Consider the following 15951-nt stretch of genomic DNA (forward strand, 5'->3'; position numbering starts at 1 on the left):
CAACGGCGCGGGGTGGAGCAGCTCGGTAGCTCGCTGGGCTCATAACCCAGAGGTCGCAGGTTCAAATCCTGTCCCCGCTACTGCAGACGAAGGCCCGGATCCTTTAAGGATCCGGGCCTTCGCGCTGTGCGAACGCGTGTGCCGACGACCGCGACGGCCGTGCCGCCGGGGGGACTTGGTGAAATCGTGTTTGGCTTGTCTCTCTGTGGGCATGTCGACAAAACGCTGTAGAGACCTCACGGGCTGCGGTATACCAGGTGTACCGAGGGTGCGGGTGGTGCGACGATGGACAATATGGGGGACAAGGCAACTCTGTTGGATACAGGGCGTTTTGCACAGCCTTCCGGCCGGGACGAGACCGGTGACGGGGAGGCTGTCGACGAGGCACGCACACGGCTCGCCGCACAGGCCGGCGACGTCGAGGCGATGAGTGTCCTCGGGGCGATGCTGCTGCGCCGCGGTGATCTCGACGCGGCCGAGCCCCTGCTGCGTGCCGCCACCGCCGAGGGCGACCGGGCCGCGGCCAACAACCTGGGCGTCCTCCTCCATCAGCGCGGCTACACCGAGGACGCCGCCGGCTGGTGGCGGATCGCCGCCGTGGCCGGTTCCGCCGCCGCCGCGCACGCGCTCGGGCGCTACCACCGCGAGCGCGGTGACGAGCCCGCCGCCGAGTACTGGCTGCGCCAGTCCGCCGAACAGGGCCACGCGCTGGGCGCGTACGCGCTCGCCGATCTGCTGGAGCACCGCGGGGACGGCGCGGCCGGGCAGTGGATGCGGTCCGCCGCCGAGCGCGGGCACCGCGAGGCCGCGTACCGGCTGGCCCGCGCGCTCGACCGGCAGACCCAGCACGAGGACGAGCACGGGACCGACAACGGTGTCGACGCGCCCCCCGCCGGCGGCGAGGCCGAGCAGTGGTACCGCCAGGCCGCCGCACGCGGGCACCGGCGCGCCGCGCTGCAGCTCGGGGCGATCCTGGAGCGGCGGGGCGAGCTGAAGGAGGCCGGACGCTGGTATCTGACGTCCGCCAAGGACGGGGAGGCGCGGGCCGCCTGCGCGCTCGGGTTCCTGCTGCGCGACGCCGGTGACACCGAGAGCGCCGCCGTGTGGTGGCTGCGGGCCGCGCAGGACGGCGACGGCAACGCGGCGAACGCGCTGGGCGCGCTGCACGCCGAGCGCGGCGAGACGCAGACCGCCGAGCGCTGGTACCGGGCCGCGATGGACGCCGGGGACGTGAACGGCGCGTACAACCTCGGACTCCTGTGCGCCGAGCAGGCGCGGACCGCGCAGGCCGAGCAGTGGTACCGCAGGGCTGCCTACGCCGGGCACCGGGAGGCGTCCAACGCGCTGGCCGTGCTGCTCCTCCAGGGCGGCGACGCCCTCGGGGCCGAGCCGTGGTTCTCCAAGGCCGCCGAGGCCGGGAGCGTGGACGCCGCGTTCAACCTCGGGATCCTCTTCGCCGGGCGCGGCGAGGAGGGCGTCGCGCTGCCCTGGTACGAGCGGGCCGCCGCCGCCGGGCACACGGAGGCGGCGCTGCAGGTCGGGATCGCGCGGCTGCGGGACGGCGACGAGCGGGAGGCCGAGCGGCATCTGCGGTGCGCGGCCGGCGGGGGGAGCGCGGAGGCCGCGTACCGGCTGGCCTCGGTGCTCGACGCCCGACGGCCGCCCGCGCCCGCGCACGAGCTGGGCGAGCAGCTGCACGAGAAGACCGAGTGCGAGGAGTGGTACGAGCGGGCCGCGTCCCAGGGGCATCGGCGGGCGCAGGTGCGGGTGGGGATGCTGGCCGCCGCGCGGGGCGATGTCGTGGAGGCGGCCCGGTGGTACCGGTCGGCGGCGGAGGCCGGGTCCCGGAACGGGGCGTTCAATCTCGGGCTGCTGCTGGCCCGGGAGGGGAGTGAGCCGGAGGCCGCCGTGTGGTGGGCTCGGGCGGCCGACGCGGGGCATGGGCGGGCGGCTCTGCGGTTGGCCCTGGTGTACGCGCGGCGGGGGGAGCTGGCCGAGGGACAGCGGTGGGCGGACCGGGCGGTGACGCTGGGGCCGGGTGAGGTGTCCGAGCGGGCGACGCGGCTTCGGGACGCGCTGCGGCAGGAGCTGACCGCGTAGTGCGCCGGACGGACTGACGGCAACGGACTGATGGCAGCTGACCTGGGGCGATAAGTGATTTGCTTCTGTCTGCCGGTCTGACGTAACGTTGCATTCACCGACGCGGGGTGGAGCAGCTCGGTAGCTCGCTGGGCTCATAACCCAGAGGTCGCAGGTTCAAATCCTGTCCCCGCTACTGAAGGCCGAGGGCCGGAATCCGAAAGGGTTCCGGCCCTCGGTGTTTCTACGGCTGGTGGCCCACCGCCTCCTCGTACAGGGAGCGGTCCACCGTCCGGGACTCCGGGAGCGGGGAGCCCTTCGAGACGCCGGCCGCCCTGTAGGCCGACTGGAGCCGGGTCGCCGTGCCCGCGCGGATCTCCCAGTCCATGGTGAGCGACGGGGTCGACCTGAGGACCGTCGCGTCCGTCTTCAGGAGCTTGGCCAGGTAGGTGACGAAGGCCCCGTCCCTCTTGTAGTCGCCCGCGAAGTACGTGTTCACCGTGCGGATGTACGCCCGCAGCAGGGCCACGCCCGCGTCCACGTCGTCGTGGAGGAGGCTGCGGCCGTAGAGCATGCCGCCCAGGGGTTCGCCGAGGGGCTGGCCGCCGAGGAAGGCGTAGCGGGGGTTGTCGTCGACCTTGCGCCAGATCGGGTCGAGGAGCCAGGCGGAGTCGACGCCGCCGTTCTGGAGGGCGGTGAGGACGTCGGCGGAGCCGAGCTGCTGGAACCGGATCTTGTCGAGGCCGCCGCCGTGGGTCGCGAGGGCCTTCTGCATGGGGTACGCGATCACCGAGCCCTTGCCGATCATCGTGCCCATCCTGCGGCCCGCCATCCGGACGTCCGCCGCCGTCTCGCCCTGCTTCAGCCTGACCCACAGGCCGCTCTTCGACCTGGGGTCGGGGGAGAAGTTCCCGGCGACCCACTTGATGTCGAAGCCGCCCTGGACACCGTTCATCACGGCCGCCTCCGGGGCCGCCCACATGGCGTCGATGTCGCCCTTGGCCAGCAGTGGCAGCGCGTCGGGGGTCGGCAGGACCTTGAGGGTGACGTCCAGGCCCTCCTTCTTGAACTCGCCCTTGTCCAGGGCTACTTCGAGCGGGGCGACGTACTCGGCGCTCAGTGTGCCCGTCGCGATCGTCACTTTCCTGGTTGTGGGGAGGGGCTCGGCGGAGGGGGCGAGGGGTTCGCAGCGGGCCGGTACGCGGGTGGGGGAGAGGTCCGCCGGGTCCGTCCAGGAGGACGTGCCGCAGCCGTCCACCGGGGCGACCGTGCGGCCGCCCGCGGCGGCCGTGTCCGAACCTCCGTTGTCGCCGCCGTACTCGGAGGAGCAGGCCGCCGACGCCAGCAGGGCCGCCACGACGACTGCCGTACCGTACGCGCGTCTTCTCATGACTGTCCCCGTCCTCGGTCCCGCGGTGCCCAGGGGGTGAGCAACCGGCCTGCCACACGCACCAGTTCGGAGAAGACGACCCCGAGGACCGCCACGCAGACGATGCCGACGAACATCACGTCGTTCTGGAACAGCGCGCGGGAGTCGAAGATCAGGTGGCCGAGGCCGTTCGTCGCCGCGATCTGCTCCGAGGCGACGATCACCAGGACCGCCACGCCCGCCGCGATGCGCGCGCCGACCAGGACCGCGGGGAGGGAGGCGGGCAGGAGGACGTGGCGGAACATCTGCCAGGGCGTGGCGCCGAAGACCCGGCCCGCGTCGCGGTGGCCGGAGGGAACGGCCACGACCGCCGACATCGTCGAGATCCAGACGAAGAAGAACACCGTGGCCGCGACCAGCGCCACCTGGGGTCCCTCGCCGAGGCCGAACATGTTCAGGAAGACCGGCAGCAGGGCCAGCTTCGGCACCACGTACAGGGCGTCCAGCAGCGGTTCCAGCGCGGCCCGTACGAGGGGCAGGGAGCCCATCAGGAGGCCCAGGGCGTAGCCCGCCGCCGTGCCGATCGCGTAGCCGCCCAGGACGCGTCGGGTGGTGGCCCACACGTCCGGCCACAGGTCGCCGGCGGTGGCGCGGGACCAGCCGTCGGAGAGGATCGTGGAGGGGGCCGGATAGATGCGGGGGTCCATCCAGCCCTGGGTGGCGGCCAGTTGCCACCAGAGGACCAGGGCCAGCGGGACCGCCACGGCGAGGATGAGTTCCAGGGCGCGCCGGCGGCGGTGGGTGCGTACCGGGTGGAGTTCGTGCGGGCCGGGACGGCGGACCAGCACCGACTCCTGGCGGCCTGGGGCGACGGTGGTCATGCCGGGACCGCCTCCTTGCGCAGCAGTTCCCACAACTCGCTCTTCAGGGCGGTGAATTCGGGGGTGTCACGGATGTCCCCGGTGCGCGGACGCGGGAACGGCGGGCGGTGTTCGGCGATGATCCGGCCCGGGCGGGCGGACATCACCAGTACCCGGTCACCGAGGACGAGCGCCTCCTCCAGGCTGTGCGTGATGAAGAGGGTGGTGGTGCGCAACGACTGGGTGAGCGCGAGCAGTTCGTCCTGGAGGATGGTGCGGAGCTGCGCGTCCAGGGCCGCGAACGGCTCGTCCATCAGCAGGAGTTCGGGTTCCACGGCGAGTGCGCGGGCGATGGCCACCCGCTGGCGCATGCCGCCGGAGAGGGTCGCCGGGTAGGCCGCCGCGAAGTCGGCGAGGCCCATCCGGGTCAGCCACTCGGTGGTCCGGGCGTCGGCCTCGCGGCGCGGGACGCGCTGGACGTCCAGGCCGAAGCGGACGTTCGCGCGGACCGTCTTCCAGTCGTAGATGCCGTAGTCCTGGAAGATCATGGCGGCCGGGCGGGGGCTGGAGGTGCGGATCTCCAGGGTGCCGGTGGTGGGGCGCAGCAGGCCCGCGGCGATGCGCAGGAGGGTGGACTTGCCGCAGCCGGACGGGCCGACCAGGCAGACGAACTCGCCCGGCGCGACGGTGAGTTCGAGGGGGCCGAGGGCGTCGACCCGGTGCGGGGCGCGGCCGAAGACGCGGGTGAGCCGGGTGGCGTGGAGTTTTGGGTGCGGGTCTCCCACGGTTGCTCCTCGCGGAGGTCGGGGTTCAGGGGCGGGGGCCGGAGATCGGTACGAGTCGGCGTGCCGGACGACGATATGACGGTCCGTCAGATTCAGGAAGGCCGTACGCAGCACAAAGCCCCGGCGGCCGCTGTGTGCGGTGCCGGGGCCGGGTGAGGAGCTGTGAGGGGCTTACGCGCTCGCGCAGTTGGGGCACAGGCCGCGGTAGGTCACCTCGACGTCCGAGACCGTGAAGCCGAAGCGCTCCGAGTCGGGGAGGTCGGCGAGGGGGTTGCCGCCCGGGTGGACGTCGCGGATCTGGCCGCAGTTGGCGCAGACCAGGTGGTGGTGCGGGCTGTGCGCGTTCGGGTCGTAGCGCTTGGCGCGCTTGTCCGTGGCGACTTCGAGGACCTCGCCGAGGGAGACCAGCTCGCCCAGCGTGTTGTAGACCGTCGCCCGGGAGATCTCGGGCAGCTTGGCCACGGCGCGGGAGTGGACCTCGTCGGCCGTCAGGTGGACGTGGTCGCCGTCGAGTACTTCGGCCACGACGCGGCGCTGTGCGGTCATCCGCCATCCGCGTCCGCGCAGCCGCTCCAGTAGGTCACTCATGTCGGCCAGCCTAACAGCTGAGTGACCAGTTCCCGAATGGGTGTGACTTTGGAGGGCTGCCGGACTTGGACTCCGTCCAACCGCGATGCGGTCCGGTCTCAGGCGGGAATCCGCTGGCGGGCGGGTGCCCAGCAGTGGATGATGTCGCGGACCGAGACGATGCCGGCGGGCTCGCTGCGGTCGAGGACGATGAGGTGGCGGAAGCCGCCGTGGGCCATCGCGCTCGCCGCGTCCTCCAGGGTCCAGGCCGGGGTGGCGAAGACGACGTCGGTGGTGGTGTGGGCGTGGGCGGGCTCGGTGTCCGGGTTCTGGCCCCGGCCGAGGGAGTTGAGGATGTCGCGCTCGGTGAGGATGCCGATGCCGCCGGCGTCCGGATCGAGGACCACGGCCGCGCCGACATGGCGCGAGGCCATCAGGGCGGCTGCCTGGCGGAGGGTGTGGGCGGGGCCGATGGTGAGGACCACCGTGCTCATGGCGTCGCGGACCAGCATGGGATGAGGCCACCTCCTAGTGGAATCCGGGTGGTTCACGGACCTGGGGTCCGCCTGTTATCGGATTCACAAGTTCACAAGTGGGGGAGCTCTCAGAGTCGCAGGTAAAGCACGGGTCAACAAGAGGGCGCGAGCGGCCGGTTGGGGGCGTGTGCGGGCGTCACGCGGTGCTCAGTAGCGCTGGTTGAGATACCCCAGGAACTCGTCGTGCAGGATGCCGTTCGACGCCGCCGCGTTGCCGCTGTGCGGGCCCGGGCGGCCGTCGAGGCCCGTGAAGGTGCCGCCCGCCTCGGTGACGATGATCGCGGTGGCCGCCATGTCCCAGAGGTTCAGCTCGGGTTCGGCGCAGATGTCCACCGAGCCCTCGGCGACCATCATGTAGGGCCAGAAGTCGCCGTACGCGCGCGTGCGCCACACCTCGCGGGTCAGGTCCAGGAAGCCGCCCAGGCGGCCCTGGTCCTCCCAGCCGCTGAGCGAGGAGTACGCGAAGGACGCGTCCGCCAGTTTCGAGACCTGGGAGACCCGCAGCCGGGACGCGGAGGAGAGGCTGCGGCCGGTGAAGGCGCCGTGGCCCTTCGCGGCCCACCAGCGGCGGCCGAGCGCGGGCGCGGAGACCAGGCCGACGACCGGCTGGAAACCGCCCTCCGCGGCCTCCATCAGGGAGATCAGCGTGGCCCAGACCGGGACGCCCCGTACGTAGTTCTTCGTGCCGTCGATCGGGTCGATCACCCAGCGGCGCGGGCCGGTGCCCTCGATGCCGTACTCCTCGCCGAGGACCGCGTCGCGCGGGCGGGCGCGCTGCAGATGGCCGCGGATCAGTTCCTCGGCCGCCTTGTCCGCCTCGGTGACCGGAGTCATGTCCGGCTTGGTCTCGACCTTCAGATCGAGCGCCTTGAAGCGCGCGGTCGTCGCCGCGTCGGCGGCGTCCGCGAGGACGTGGGCGAGGCGCAGGTCATCGTGATAGTCGGCCATGCGTGCACCGTATCTTCAGGGGTCGGGCCGGGGCTACCGGGTCCGACGGGCGAAACGGGAGGTGGGAGACCTCCGGGGGACGGCCGGGAAATCCGCGGGAGATCTCCTGGAGATCCGCGGGAGATCTCCCGGAGGGCGCCGGGTGATCGTCGTGGTGACGCAGCCCCGTCAACTCCCGCGCGCGCGATGGCCGAAGTGCGCCCCCCGGCACCGCCGCGAACCCTTGACACTGCTCCCCCACGCGTCAAATCTGGGCGCAGAGCCGCTCGCCCCCGGGAGGCGAATGATGCCTGCAGCGCGGGAATCCCTGCTGGACGCCGCCTACGCGGCGCTGGCCCGCCGGTCGTGGTCCACCGTACGGATGGTGGACGTGGCCGCCGCCGCCGGAGTGTCCCGGCAGACGCTGTACAACGAGTTCGGCAGCAAGGAAGGGCTCGCGCGGGCGCTGGTCAGAAGGGAGGCCGACGGCTATCTCGTCGGCGTCGAGCGGGCGCTCGGCAGCCACGGCGACGCCCGCGAGCGGCTGACCGCGACCGCCGAGTGGACCGCGTCGGCGGCCCGGGAGAACGCGCTGGTCCGGGCGATGCTCACCGGCTGCTGGAGCGAACGGCTGCCCTCGCCGACCCTGTCCGCGGTGCCGTCCTCCTCTGCCGTACCCGCCCAGCGCCGGGCCGACGGGCCGCTGCCCTCGCCCGGCGACTTTGTGGCCGTCGTCCGCGACCGGGCCGTCGCCGCGCTGACCGGACCCGGCGCCGCCAAGCCGGACACCGCCGACCTCGCCCGCTCCTGCGAACTCGTCGCCCGGCTCGCGCTGTCCTGTGTGGCGGCACCGCCGGGAGAGGGCGGGGTCGGCGAACTCGTCCGCAGCGCGCTGGGCCCGGCCCTGTGAATCCCGGCCCGGCCGACCGGATTCAGTGTGCGGAACCGGACAGTTGGAGTCCGATGACCCCGATGATCACGAAGCTGATCGACACGATCTTCAGGGTCGACACCAGGTCGCCGAGGAAGACCATGCCGTAGATCGCGGTGCCCGCCGCGCCGATGCCGGTCCACACGGCGTAGGCGGGGCCCACGTCGAGCTTCTTCAGGGAGAGGGTGAGCAGGCCGAAGCTGCCCAGCGCGAAGGAGCAGAAGGCGACCGTCGGCCACAGGCGCGTGAAGCCGTGGGACAGCTTCAGGCACACGGCGAATCCGGTCTCCAGAATTCCGGCCACGACAACCAGCAGCCACGCCATTGTGCTGTCCTCCCGTTTGTCCGGCTCGGTGCGATTATGCACTTACCGAACTTGAGTCCCCACAAACACGCGGTGGTCAGTCGGTGATCAGTCGCCCTCGGTCCGCTCCCGGGTGGCCAGCAGCCGGCGCAGCGAATAGAGCCGCTGCGGGTCCGCGTGGCCGTCGGCCACCCACTGGTCCAGGGCGCAGTCCGGCTCGTCGTGGCTGCACGCGCGCGGGCAGTCGACCGTGCCGGGCTCCAGGTCGGGGAAGGCCTTGATGACCCGGGACGGGTCCACGTGGTGCAGCCCGAAGGACCGGACGCCCGGGGTGTCGACGACCCAGCCGGCGTCGTCCGGCAGCGGGATCATCCGCGCCGAGGTGGTGGTGTGCCGGCCGCGCCCGGTGACGGCGTTGACGATGCCGGTGCTGCGCCGCCGCTCCTGCGAGACCAGCGCGTTCACGAGGGTCGTCTTGCCGACGCCGGAGTGCCCGACGAACGCGGTGATCTTGCCGTCGAGCTGCTTGCGGACCCGCTCCACGGCGGTGCCGTTCTCCAGCTCCTCGCGGCTCGTGACGACGTACGGGACGCCCAACGCGCCGTACATCTCCAGGAGTTCGTCCGGCGGGGCGAGGTCCGACTTGGTCAGCACGAGCAGCGGGTCGAGGCCGCCGTCGTAGGCCGCGACCAGGCAGCGGTCGATCAGGCGGGGGCGGGGTTCGGGGTCCGCGAGGGCCGTGACGATGGCCAGCTGGTCGGCGTTGGCGACGACCACGCGCTCGTACGGGTCGTCGTCGTCGGCCGTGCGGCGCAGCACCGAGGTGCGCGGCTCGATGCGGATGATGCGGGCGAGGGTGTCCTTGTCGCCCGAGAGGTCGCCGATGATGCCGACGCGGTCACCGACCACCGCCGCCTTGCGGCCCAGTTCGCGGGCCTTGACCGCGATCACGACCCGGTCCTCGACCAGGCACGTCAGCCGGCCCCGGTCGACGGTGACGACCATGCCCTCGACCGCTTCCTCGTGCTTGGGGCGGATGTTGGTGCGCGGCCGGTTGCCCTTGCGGTTCGGGCGCTGGCGGATGTCGTCCTCGTCGGTGTTCTTGCCGTAGCGACGCATGGCGTGTGTCCCCTACGCCCCGTCGCTCCCGAGCATCCCGGTCCACAGGTCGGGGAAGTCCGGGAGGGTCTTCGCGGTCGTCGCCACGTTCTCGATCTGCACGCCCTCGACCGCGAGGCCGATGATCGCGCCCGCGGTGGCCATGCGATGGTCCTCGTAGGTGTGGAAGACCCCGCCGTGCAGGCGGCGCGGGCGGATGTGCAGACCGTCGGCGGTCTCGGTCACATCGCCGCCCAGTTCGTTGATCTCCTTGGTGAGCGCGGCGAGCCGGTCGGTCTCGTGCAGCCGGAGGTGCGAGACGCCCCGCAGGGTCGAGGGGGAGTCCGCGAGGGCGGCGACGGCCGCGATGCCGGGGGTCAGTTCGCCGACCTCGCCGAGGTCCACGTCGATGCCGTGGATGACACCCGAACCGGTGAACTCCAGTCCGTACTCGGTGAGTTCGCAGGAACCACCCATCTCGGTGAAGATCTCCCGCAGCCGGTCACCGGGCTGGGTGGTCCGGGCGGGCCAGTCCGGTACGACGACCTTGCCGCCGGCGACCAGCGCCGCAGCGAGGAACGGCTGCGCGTTCGACAGATCCGGCTCGATGGTCAGGTCCCGGCCGAGCAGCGCGCCCGGGGTCACCCGCCAGACATTCGGCTCGCCGCCCGACTCCGGGGTGTCCACCTGGGCGCCCACCGCGCGCAGCATGTCGACCGTCATCCGGATGTGCGGCATCGAGGGGAGCGAGGAGCCGGTGTGGCGGACCTCGACACCCATGTTGAAGCGCGGGCCGGAGAGCAGCAGGGCGCTCACGAACTGGGACGAGGAGGAGGCGTCGATCTCGACGGGCCCGCCGTCCAGCGCGCCGCCGCCGTGCACGGTCAGGGGCAGGGCGCCCCGGCCGTCGTCGTCGATGCGGGCGCCGAGGACGCGCAGGGCGTCGATCACGCCGTGCAGCGGGCGCTCGTACGACCTCGGGTCGCCGTCGAAGCGGATGGGGCCGTCGGCCAGGGCGGCGACGGGAGGCAGGAAGCGCATCACCGTGCCCGCGTTGCCCACGTCCACCGTGGCCGGGCCGTGCAGGCCCGAGGGGATGACCCGCCAGAACTCGCCGGAGCCCTTCTCCGGGCCCACGCCCTCCTCGATGCCCACGCCCATGGCGCGCAGCGCGCCGGCCATGAGGAGGGTGTCCCGGGAGCGGAGGGGGCGGCGCAGCCAGCCCGGTTCGCTGGCCAGGGCCGCGAGGACGAGGGCGCGGTTGGTGACGGACTTGGACCCCGGGACGTGGACCGTCGCGTCGACGGCTCCGCGGGCGTGGGGGGCGGGCCAGAGGGCGGTTCGGTCGTTGTTCGGGGCCATGAGGTCACTGTATAAGGAGGCCGTCCTCCGGGTGCCGCGCCGTCGTGGCTGGTCGCGCCCGCGCGGCGGAGCCGGGGACCGGCACGGCCCCGCGCCCGTGGACGCCTGCCCCTTCGGGCCGCGTCACAGCTCCAGCAGCCACCTGCCGCCGCCGATCAGCGAGCACAGGGAGACGAGGTGGAACAGGAAGAACCACAGGCCGGCCGGTACGTGGGTCAGGCGGGCCAGCTGGTCCGCGTCCGAGTCGCCCGCCCCGCCCCTCGACCGCTTCGCCTGGAGCTCGAAGGCCGGCCGGACCCCGCCCAGCAGCAGGAACCACACCACCGCGTACGCGAAGGCCGCCTGGACCTGGGGGCCCGTCAGCCAGGAGACGAGGAGGAAGGCCGCGCCGCTGAGGATGACCGTGAGGGCGCCGTAGGCGTTGCGGATCATCACCAGCATGGCCATCAGGAGGACGGTCGAGAGCCACAGGAGGAGGGTGATGTGGCCCGCGCCCAGGAGGGCGGCGCCGCCCAGGCCCAGGAGCGGGGGAGCCGTGTAGCCGGCCGCCGCCGTGAGGATCATGCCCAGGCCGTGCGGCTTGCCCCGGCTGACGGTGAGGCCGCTGGTGTCCGAGTGGAGGCGGATACCAGTGAGGGTGCGGCCGGTGAGGAGGGCCACCAGACCGTGGCCGCCCTCGTGGGCGATGGTGATGGCGTTGCGGGAGAGGCGCCACAGCCGGTGCGGCACGACCACGGCCAGCGCGGCGGCCATGGTGGCGACGACCACCCACAGATCCGGGTCGGGCTGGCTGCCGAAGACCTCGTCCCAGAGGGTGGGTATCGAGGCGATTGCGGTGCTGTCCATTGGTGGCGGAGGCTCCCGTAGGTCTGGACTAGGAGGGGGCTGGCGCATTGCGCCGTCGTCTAGGGGTGGTGGTCGGGTGGCGGGCGGGCCTGGCAGTCTGGCACGTATGTGCGGACGGTATGCAGCGAGTCGTGGGCCCGAGGATCTCGCAGGAGTCTTTGAGATCGAGAAGTGGGAGCCCGAGGAGGTTCTGGCCCCCGACTACAACGTGGCCCCGACCAAGGAGGTCTATGCAGTCCTCGACCGTCCACTTAAGGACGCGGACAGCCCGAAGCCGGTTCGCCAGCTGCGCAGGCTCAAGTGGGGGCTCGTGCCGAGCTGGTCGAAGACGCCCGAGGGCGGGGCGCGGATGATCAACGCGCGGGCCGAGACCGTGCACGAGAAGCCGTCGTACCGTCGCGCCTTCTCCACCCGGCGCTGCATCATCCCCGCCGACGGCTACTACGAGTGGGTCACCGCCAGGGACGAGCGGGAGCTGGAGGTCGAGGGGAAGAAGAAGCGGCAGCGCAAGCAGCCGTACTTCGTGCTGCCCGCCGACGGGTCGGTGTTCGCGATGGCCGGGCTGTACGAGTTCTGGCGGGACCGGACCCTGCCCGACGACCATCCGCTCGCCTGGTGGGTGACCTGCTCGGTGATCACCACCGAGGCGGAGACGACCCCGCTGGCGGTGCCCCCGGCCGAGGGGCCGCGCACGCTGGCCGAGATCCACCCCCGGATGCCGCTGATGCTCACCCCGGACCGCTGGGACTCCTGGCTCGACCCGGCCCGCACCGACCCGGACGAGCTGCGCGAGCTGCTCGCCCCGCCGCCCGCCGGGCTGATGCGCGCCTACCCGGTCTCCACGGCCGTCAGCAATGTGCGCAACAACGGGCCGGAGCTGCTGAAGGAACTGGAAGGCCCTGAGGAAGGCACACTCTTCTGATGTGACGGATGCGACAGGCGTGACGACAGAGACCGTTGAGACCGACGCGGGCACCGCCCGCATCACCTGGCACCCGGCCCGCGAGGCGCGGCTCGTCCTCGCCGTCAGCCATGGCGCCGGGGGCGGCATCGAGGCCCGGGACCTCCAGGCCCTCGCCGCCGTCCTCCCCGGGCACGGTGTGACCGTGGCGCTCGTCGAGCAGCCCTGGCGGGTCGCCGGGAAGAAGGTGGCGACCGCGCCGAAGACGCTCGACGTGGGATGGCGGGGGATCTGGCCCGCGGTCGCGAAGCCCGGCCTGCCGGTCGTCTCCGGGGGCCGGAGCGCCGGAGCGCGGGTGGCCTGCCGTACCGCCACCGAGCTGGGCGCCGCCGCCGTGCTCGCCCTGAGCTTCCCGCTGCACCCGCCCGGGAAGCCGGAGAAGTCCCGGGCCGGCGAACTGCTCGGGGCCGGGGTGCCCACCCTCGTCGTGCAGGGCGGGAACGACCCGTTCGGGAAACCCGGGGAATTCCCCGAGGGCGATTTCGAGCTGGCCGAGGTGCCCTGCGGCGATCACGGGTTCGCCGTGCCGAAGCGGGCGGAGATCGGGCAGGACGCGGCCCTGGAGATCATCACGGGGCGCGTGGTGGAGTGGACTCGAACACAGGGGTAAAGGGTGGGAATGCCGAGCCCCTTACCGCTGTTGTGGCGGACAGACGTGCTGACGGAAAAGCCAGCGCCGACGTCGTGGATTCGTCGAAGAGAGGAAGTCCGCCGCATGGGTTCGACCTTCTGCCCGAGTCGCAACAGCCGCACTGACCTGGACTGGACTGTGCTGCGTGCGGCCAAGGCCACCCCGATTGGGGCGGCGGGCGGACCGGATCGTCGTCTATCCTCCGATTCTGGTGGCATCGGCTTCGGTGCCACCCGGAATCTTGAGGAGGTGGGTCCGGTTCCCGGTACCGACGCAGGGACCGAACACGGCCAGGCGGAGCAGCCCGAGGGCCAGGGCACGAGCGAGGTCACACCGGAATCGACCTCGGAGCGCAGCGCGCGCTTCGAGCGGGACGCGCTCGAATTCCTCGACCAGATGTATTCGGCCGCGCTGCGCATGACGCGGAACCCGGCCGACGCCGAGGACCTGGTGCAGGAGACGTACGCGAAGGCGTACGCGTCCTTCCACCAGTTCCGCGAGGGCACCAACCTCAAGGCGTGGCTGTACCGGATCCTCACGAACACGTTCATCAACTCGTACCGCAAGAAGCAGCGCGAACCCCAGCGCTCCGCGGCCGAGGAGATCGAGGACTGGCAGCTCGCCCGTGCCGAGTCGCACATGTCGACCGGTCTGCGCTCCGCGGAGTCGCAGGCGCTCGACCACCTGCCCGACTCGGACGTGAAGGAAGCGCTCCAGGCGATCCCCGAGGAATTCCGCATCGCCGTCTATCTCGCGGACGTCGAGGGCTTTGCGTACAAGGAGATCGCGGACATCATGGGGACACCCATCGGCACGGTGATGTCCCGGCTGCACCGGGGCCGTCGTCAACTGCGCGGCATGCTCGAGGACTACGCGCGTGACCGCGGACTGGTCCCGGCCGGTGCCGGAGACTCGGACGAAGCGAAAGGTTCGGGCTCATGAGCTGCGGTGACGAGCACGAAACGGACTGCAGTGAGGTCCTCGACCATCTCTACGAGTTTCTCGACAGCGAGATGCCGGACGTCGACCGCGCCAAGTTCAAGCAGCACTTCACGGAGTGCTCGCCGTGCCTGGAGAAGTACGGCCTCGAAGAAGCCGTGAAGAAGCTGGTCAAGCGGTGCTGCGGGCAGGACGACGTGCCGACCGACCTGCGCGCCAAGGTCCTGGGACGGCTCGACCTGATCCGTTCCGGGCAGGCCGTGCCCGAGCACGACCTCACGGCCGCCCCCCAGGAGTCCTGACCCCGGTCACGACGTCCTGAGCCTGCCCGAAACGGGCGACCGTCACCCGAACGTGCTAATCGCCGGGTGATACGCCCACAGCCCGCCCCCGACCGCCCTAGGCTCCTCGGCCTGGACAGGCATGGTCGGGGGAAGGGCGTCAGCCATGGAGGCGACACCGGCACGGGCACGTGCGTACGTCCTCTGTGCCGTTCTCGCCGCCCTGTGGTGCCTGCACCCGCTGCCGACCGTCCACACCCCCTGGTGGGCGGTCGCACTGCTGGCCGCGCTCTACGCCGGCTGCGAGCAGGTCGCCCGGCGCCGCTTCGCCGGCACCTTCTACCCGGTGCTGCTCGCCGCCGCCTTCCTCCTCCCGCCGCCCGCCGCCGCGCTCGTGCCGCTGCCGGGGGCGCTGTGCTCCCGCGTCGACCAGGGCTCGCGGCTGCTGCGGCGCGCATGGCGGGCCGCGCAGCTCGCGCTCGGCGTGTGGGCGGCGGCCCGGGTGCACTGGGCGCTGGGCGGGCGCAACGCCGTCGTCGCCTCCGACTTCCCGTACGCCCTGGTGCCCGCCCTGGCCGCCGTCCTCGCCTTCTGCCTGGTCCTGACCGTGCTCGACGGCGGCATCCTCGCGCTGGCCGAGCGGATACCGGTCCGGCGGGCCTGGCGCGGTCTGTTCCTGCGGTCCCTGGCGCCCATCGGCGTGCACGGACTCGCCGGGCTGATGATGGCCGTCCTGTGGCGCAGCCCCTACGGTCCCGTCGCCGCGCTGCTCGTGCTGCTGCCGATGGGGGTCTCCTGGTGGGTGTTCGCCCAGTACCACCGGGAACGCGCCGCCCATCAGGCCACCATCCGCGCCCTCGTCCAGGCCGTCGACATCAAGGACGGGTACACCCGCGGGCACAGTGAGCGGGTCGGGCAGGCGTCGATGATGATCGCCCGCGAACTGGGCATGGACGACGCACGCGTCGAGGTCCTCCGCTTCGCCGGCATCCTGCACGACGTCGGCAAGCTCGGCGTCCCCACGCGGTTGCTGCGCAAGGACGGGCCGCTGACTCCCGAGGAGCGGCGGGTGATCGAACTGCACCCGGAGTACGGCCACGAGATGGTGCGGGGGATCGGTTTCCTCGGCGAGGCCCGGGCGGCCGTCCTGCACCACCACGAACGCCTGGACGGGAGCGGGTATCCCTACGGGCTGCTGGGGAGTCAGATCCCGGAGTCCGCGCGGGTCGTCGCGGTCGCCGACGCCTTCGACGCGATGACGTCCACCCGGTCCTACCGTCGCGCCCGGCCGGTCCCGGCCGCGCTGGAGGAACTCTCGCGCTGTGCCGGTACGCAGTTCGACCCGTCGATGGTGCGGGCGCTGGTGCGGGCGCTGGGGCGGTGCGGGTGGCATCCCGCGGTGACGGCCGACGAGGTCCGGTCGCCCGTCGCTCTCCCACCCGGCCCGTCCGTCTCCAGTGGGCTGAGAGGTTGAC

At 72.1% G+C, this 15951-nt stretch carries 17 protein-coding genes and 2 tRNA genes; 9 read left to right on the forward strand and 10 right to left on the reverse strand.

Annotated features, from left to right (window positions below; genetic code table 11):
• Nucleotides 1-6: 6 nt before the first annotated feature.
• The 3 genes from ACIPTO_RS10845 to ACIPTO_RS10855 all read left to right on the forward strand — a co-directional run bounded on the left by ACIPTO_RS10845 (nucleotide 7) and on the right by ACIPTO_RS10855 (nucleotide 2275).
• Nucleotides 7-80: transfer RNA gene (locus tag ACIPTO_RS10845), tRNA-Met, on the forward strand.
• 205 nt (nucleotides 81-285) lie between these two features.
• Nucleotides 286-2100, forward strand: a complete 1815-nt coding sequence (locus ACIPTO_RS10850; RefSeq protein WP_366323473.1) for a tetratricopeptide repeat protein — start codon at nucleotides 286-288, stop codon at nucleotides 2098-2100.
• 101 nt (nucleotides 2101-2201) lie between these two features.
• Nucleotides 2202-2275 (forward strand) — tRNA-Met (locus ACIPTO_RS10855).
• A 48-nt stretch (nucleotides 2276-2323) separates the two neighbouring features.
• On the opposite strand, the gene ACIPTO_RS10860 is transcribed toward ACIPTO_RS10855, so the two are convergent.
• From ACIPTO_RS10860 to hisN, 6 genes are all read right to left on the reverse strand, one after another.
• Complete coding sequence (locus ACIPTO_RS10860; protein ID WP_401190769.1) at nucleotides 2324-3469, reverse strand: ABC transporter substrate-binding protein; 1146 nt, start codon at nucleotides 3467-3469, stop codon at nucleotides 2324-2326.
• Nucleotides 3466-4329, reverse strand: a complete 864-nt coding sequence (locus tag ACIPTO_RS10865) for an ABC transporter permease (RefSeq protein ID WP_401190771.1) — start codon at nucleotides 4327-4329, stop codon at nucleotides 3466-3468. Before ACIPTO_RS10865 ends, ACIPTO_RS10860 begins: the two co-directional genes overlap by 4 nt.
• Nucleotides 4326-5093 carry an ABC transporter ATP-binding protein gene (locus tag ACIPTO_RS10870; RefSeq protein WP_366323467.1) on the reverse strand — a complete coding sequence of 256 codons (768 nt, stop codon included), beginning with the start codon at nucleotides 5091-5093 and terminating at the stop codon, nucleotides 4326-4328. Before ACIPTO_RS10870 ends, ACIPTO_RS10865 begins: the two co-directional genes overlap by 4 nt.
• A gap of 171 nt (nucleotides 5094-5264) precedes the next feature.
• Complete coding sequence (locus ACIPTO_RS10875; RefSeq protein WP_200689012.1) at nucleotides 5265-5681, reverse strand: Fur family transcriptional regulator; 417 nt, start codon at nucleotides 5679-5681, stop codon at nucleotides 5265-5267.
• Between the two features lie 98 nt (nucleotides 5682-5779).
• On the reverse strand, nucleotides 5780-6172 hold the full coding sequence (locus ACIPTO_RS10880) for a cyclic nucleotide-binding/CBS domain-containing protein (RefSeq protein WP_401190775.1): 393 nt from the start codon (nucleotides 6170-6172) through the stop codon (nucleotides 5780-5782).
• A gap of 171 nt (nucleotides 6173-6343) precedes the next feature.
• Nucleotides 6344-7144 (reverse strand): histidinol-phosphatase, encoded by an 801-nt coding sequence (gene hisN, locus ACIPTO_RS10885; protein ID WP_366323463.1) that lies wholly within the window; start codon nucleotides 7142-7144, stop codon nucleotides 6344-6346.
• Between the two features lie 283 nt (nucleotides 7145-7427).
• Between hisN and ACIPTO_RS10890 the strand changes: the two genes are divergently transcribed.
• The gene (locus ACIPTO_RS10890) at nucleotides 7428-8033 is read left to right on the forward strand and encodes a TetR/AcrR family transcriptional regulator (RefSeq protein WP_366323461.1); all 606 of its coding nucleotides are present in this window, start codon (nucleotides 7428-7430) and stop codon (nucleotides 8031-8033) included.
• Between the two features lie 22 nt (nucleotides 8034-8055).
• Here the strand turns inward: ACIPTO_RS10890 and ACIPTO_RS10895 are convergent, their stop codons facing one another.
• The 4 genes from ACIPTO_RS10895 to ACIPTO_RS10910 form a co-directional block, all read right to left on the reverse strand.
• The gene (locus ACIPTO_RS10895) at nucleotides 8056-8379 is read right to left on the reverse strand and encodes a multidrug efflux SMR transporter (RefSeq protein WP_033282057.1); all 324 of its coding nucleotides are present in this window, start codon (nucleotides 8377-8379) and stop codon (nucleotides 8056-8058) included.
• Nucleotides 8380-8466: 87 nt separating this feature from the next.
• On the reverse strand, nucleotides 8467-9477 hold the full coding sequence (gene rsgA / locus ACIPTO_RS10900) for a ribosome small subunit-dependent GTPase A (RefSeq protein WP_366323459.1): 1011 nt from the start codon (nucleotides 9475-9477) through the stop codon (nucleotides 8467-8469).
• 12 nt (nucleotides 9478-9489) lie between these two features.
• Nucleotides 9490-10818, reverse strand: a complete 1329-nt coding sequence (gene aroA, locus ACIPTO_RS10905) for a 3-phosphoshikimate 1-carboxyvinyltransferase (RefSeq protein ID WP_366323457.1) — start codon at nucleotides 10816-10818, stop codon at nucleotides 9490-9492.
• Nucleotides 10819-10941: 123 nt separating this feature from the next.
• The gene (locus tag ACIPTO_RS10910; protein ID WP_366323455.1) at nucleotides 10942-11664 is read right to left on the reverse strand and encodes a M50 family metallopeptidase; all 723 of its coding nucleotides are present in this window, start codon (nucleotides 11662-11664) and stop codon (nucleotides 10942-10944) included.
• Nucleotides 11665-11770: 106 nt separating this feature from the next.
• On the opposite strand from ACIPTO_RS10910, the gene ACIPTO_RS10915 reads away from it, so the two are divergent.
• The 5 genes from ACIPTO_RS10915 to ACIPTO_RS10935 all read left to right on the forward strand — a co-directional run bounded on the left by ACIPTO_RS10915 (nucleotide 11771) and on the right by ACIPTO_RS10935 (nucleotide 15950).
• Nucleotides 11771-12586: an SOS response-associated peptidase gene (locus ACIPTO_RS10915; RefSeq protein WP_366323453.1), complete on the forward strand. Its 816-nt coding sequence runs from the start codon at nucleotides 11771-11773 to the stop codon at nucleotides 12584-12586.
• A gap of 19 nt (nucleotides 12587-12605) precedes the next feature.
• Nucleotides 12606-13235, forward strand: a complete 630-nt coding sequence (locus ACIPTO_RS10920) for an alpha/beta family hydrolase (protein ID WP_401190779.1) — start codon at nucleotides 12606-12608, stop codon at nucleotides 13233-13235.
• A gap of 270 nt (nucleotides 13236-13505) precedes the next feature.
• On the forward strand, nucleotides 13506-14198 hold the full coding sequence (gene sigR, locus ACIPTO_RS10925; RefSeq protein WP_266772389.1) for an RNA polymerase sigma factor SigR: 693 nt from the start codon (nucleotides 13506-13508) through the stop codon (nucleotides 14196-14198).
• Entirely contained in the window at nucleotides 14195-14497 is a 303-nt protein-coding gene (gene rsrA / locus ACIPTO_RS10930) for a mycothiol system anti-sigma-R factor (protein WP_266772391.1), read from the forward strand. Before sigR ends, rsrA begins: the two co-directional genes overlap by 4 nt.
• Nucleotides 14498-14642: 145 nt before the next feature.
• Complete coding sequence (locus ACIPTO_RS10935; RefSeq protein WP_366323448.1) at nucleotides 14643-15950, forward strand: HD-GYP domain-containing protein; 1308 nt, start codon at nucleotides 14643-14645, stop codon at nucleotides 15948-15950.
• Nucleotide 15951: the final 1 nt, after the last annotated feature.

The sequence above is a fragment of the Streptomyces sp. NPDC090083 genome (genome assembly GCF_044747445.1).
GTDB lineage: Bacteria > Actinomycetota > Actinomycetes > Streptomycetales > Streptomycetaceae > Streptomyces.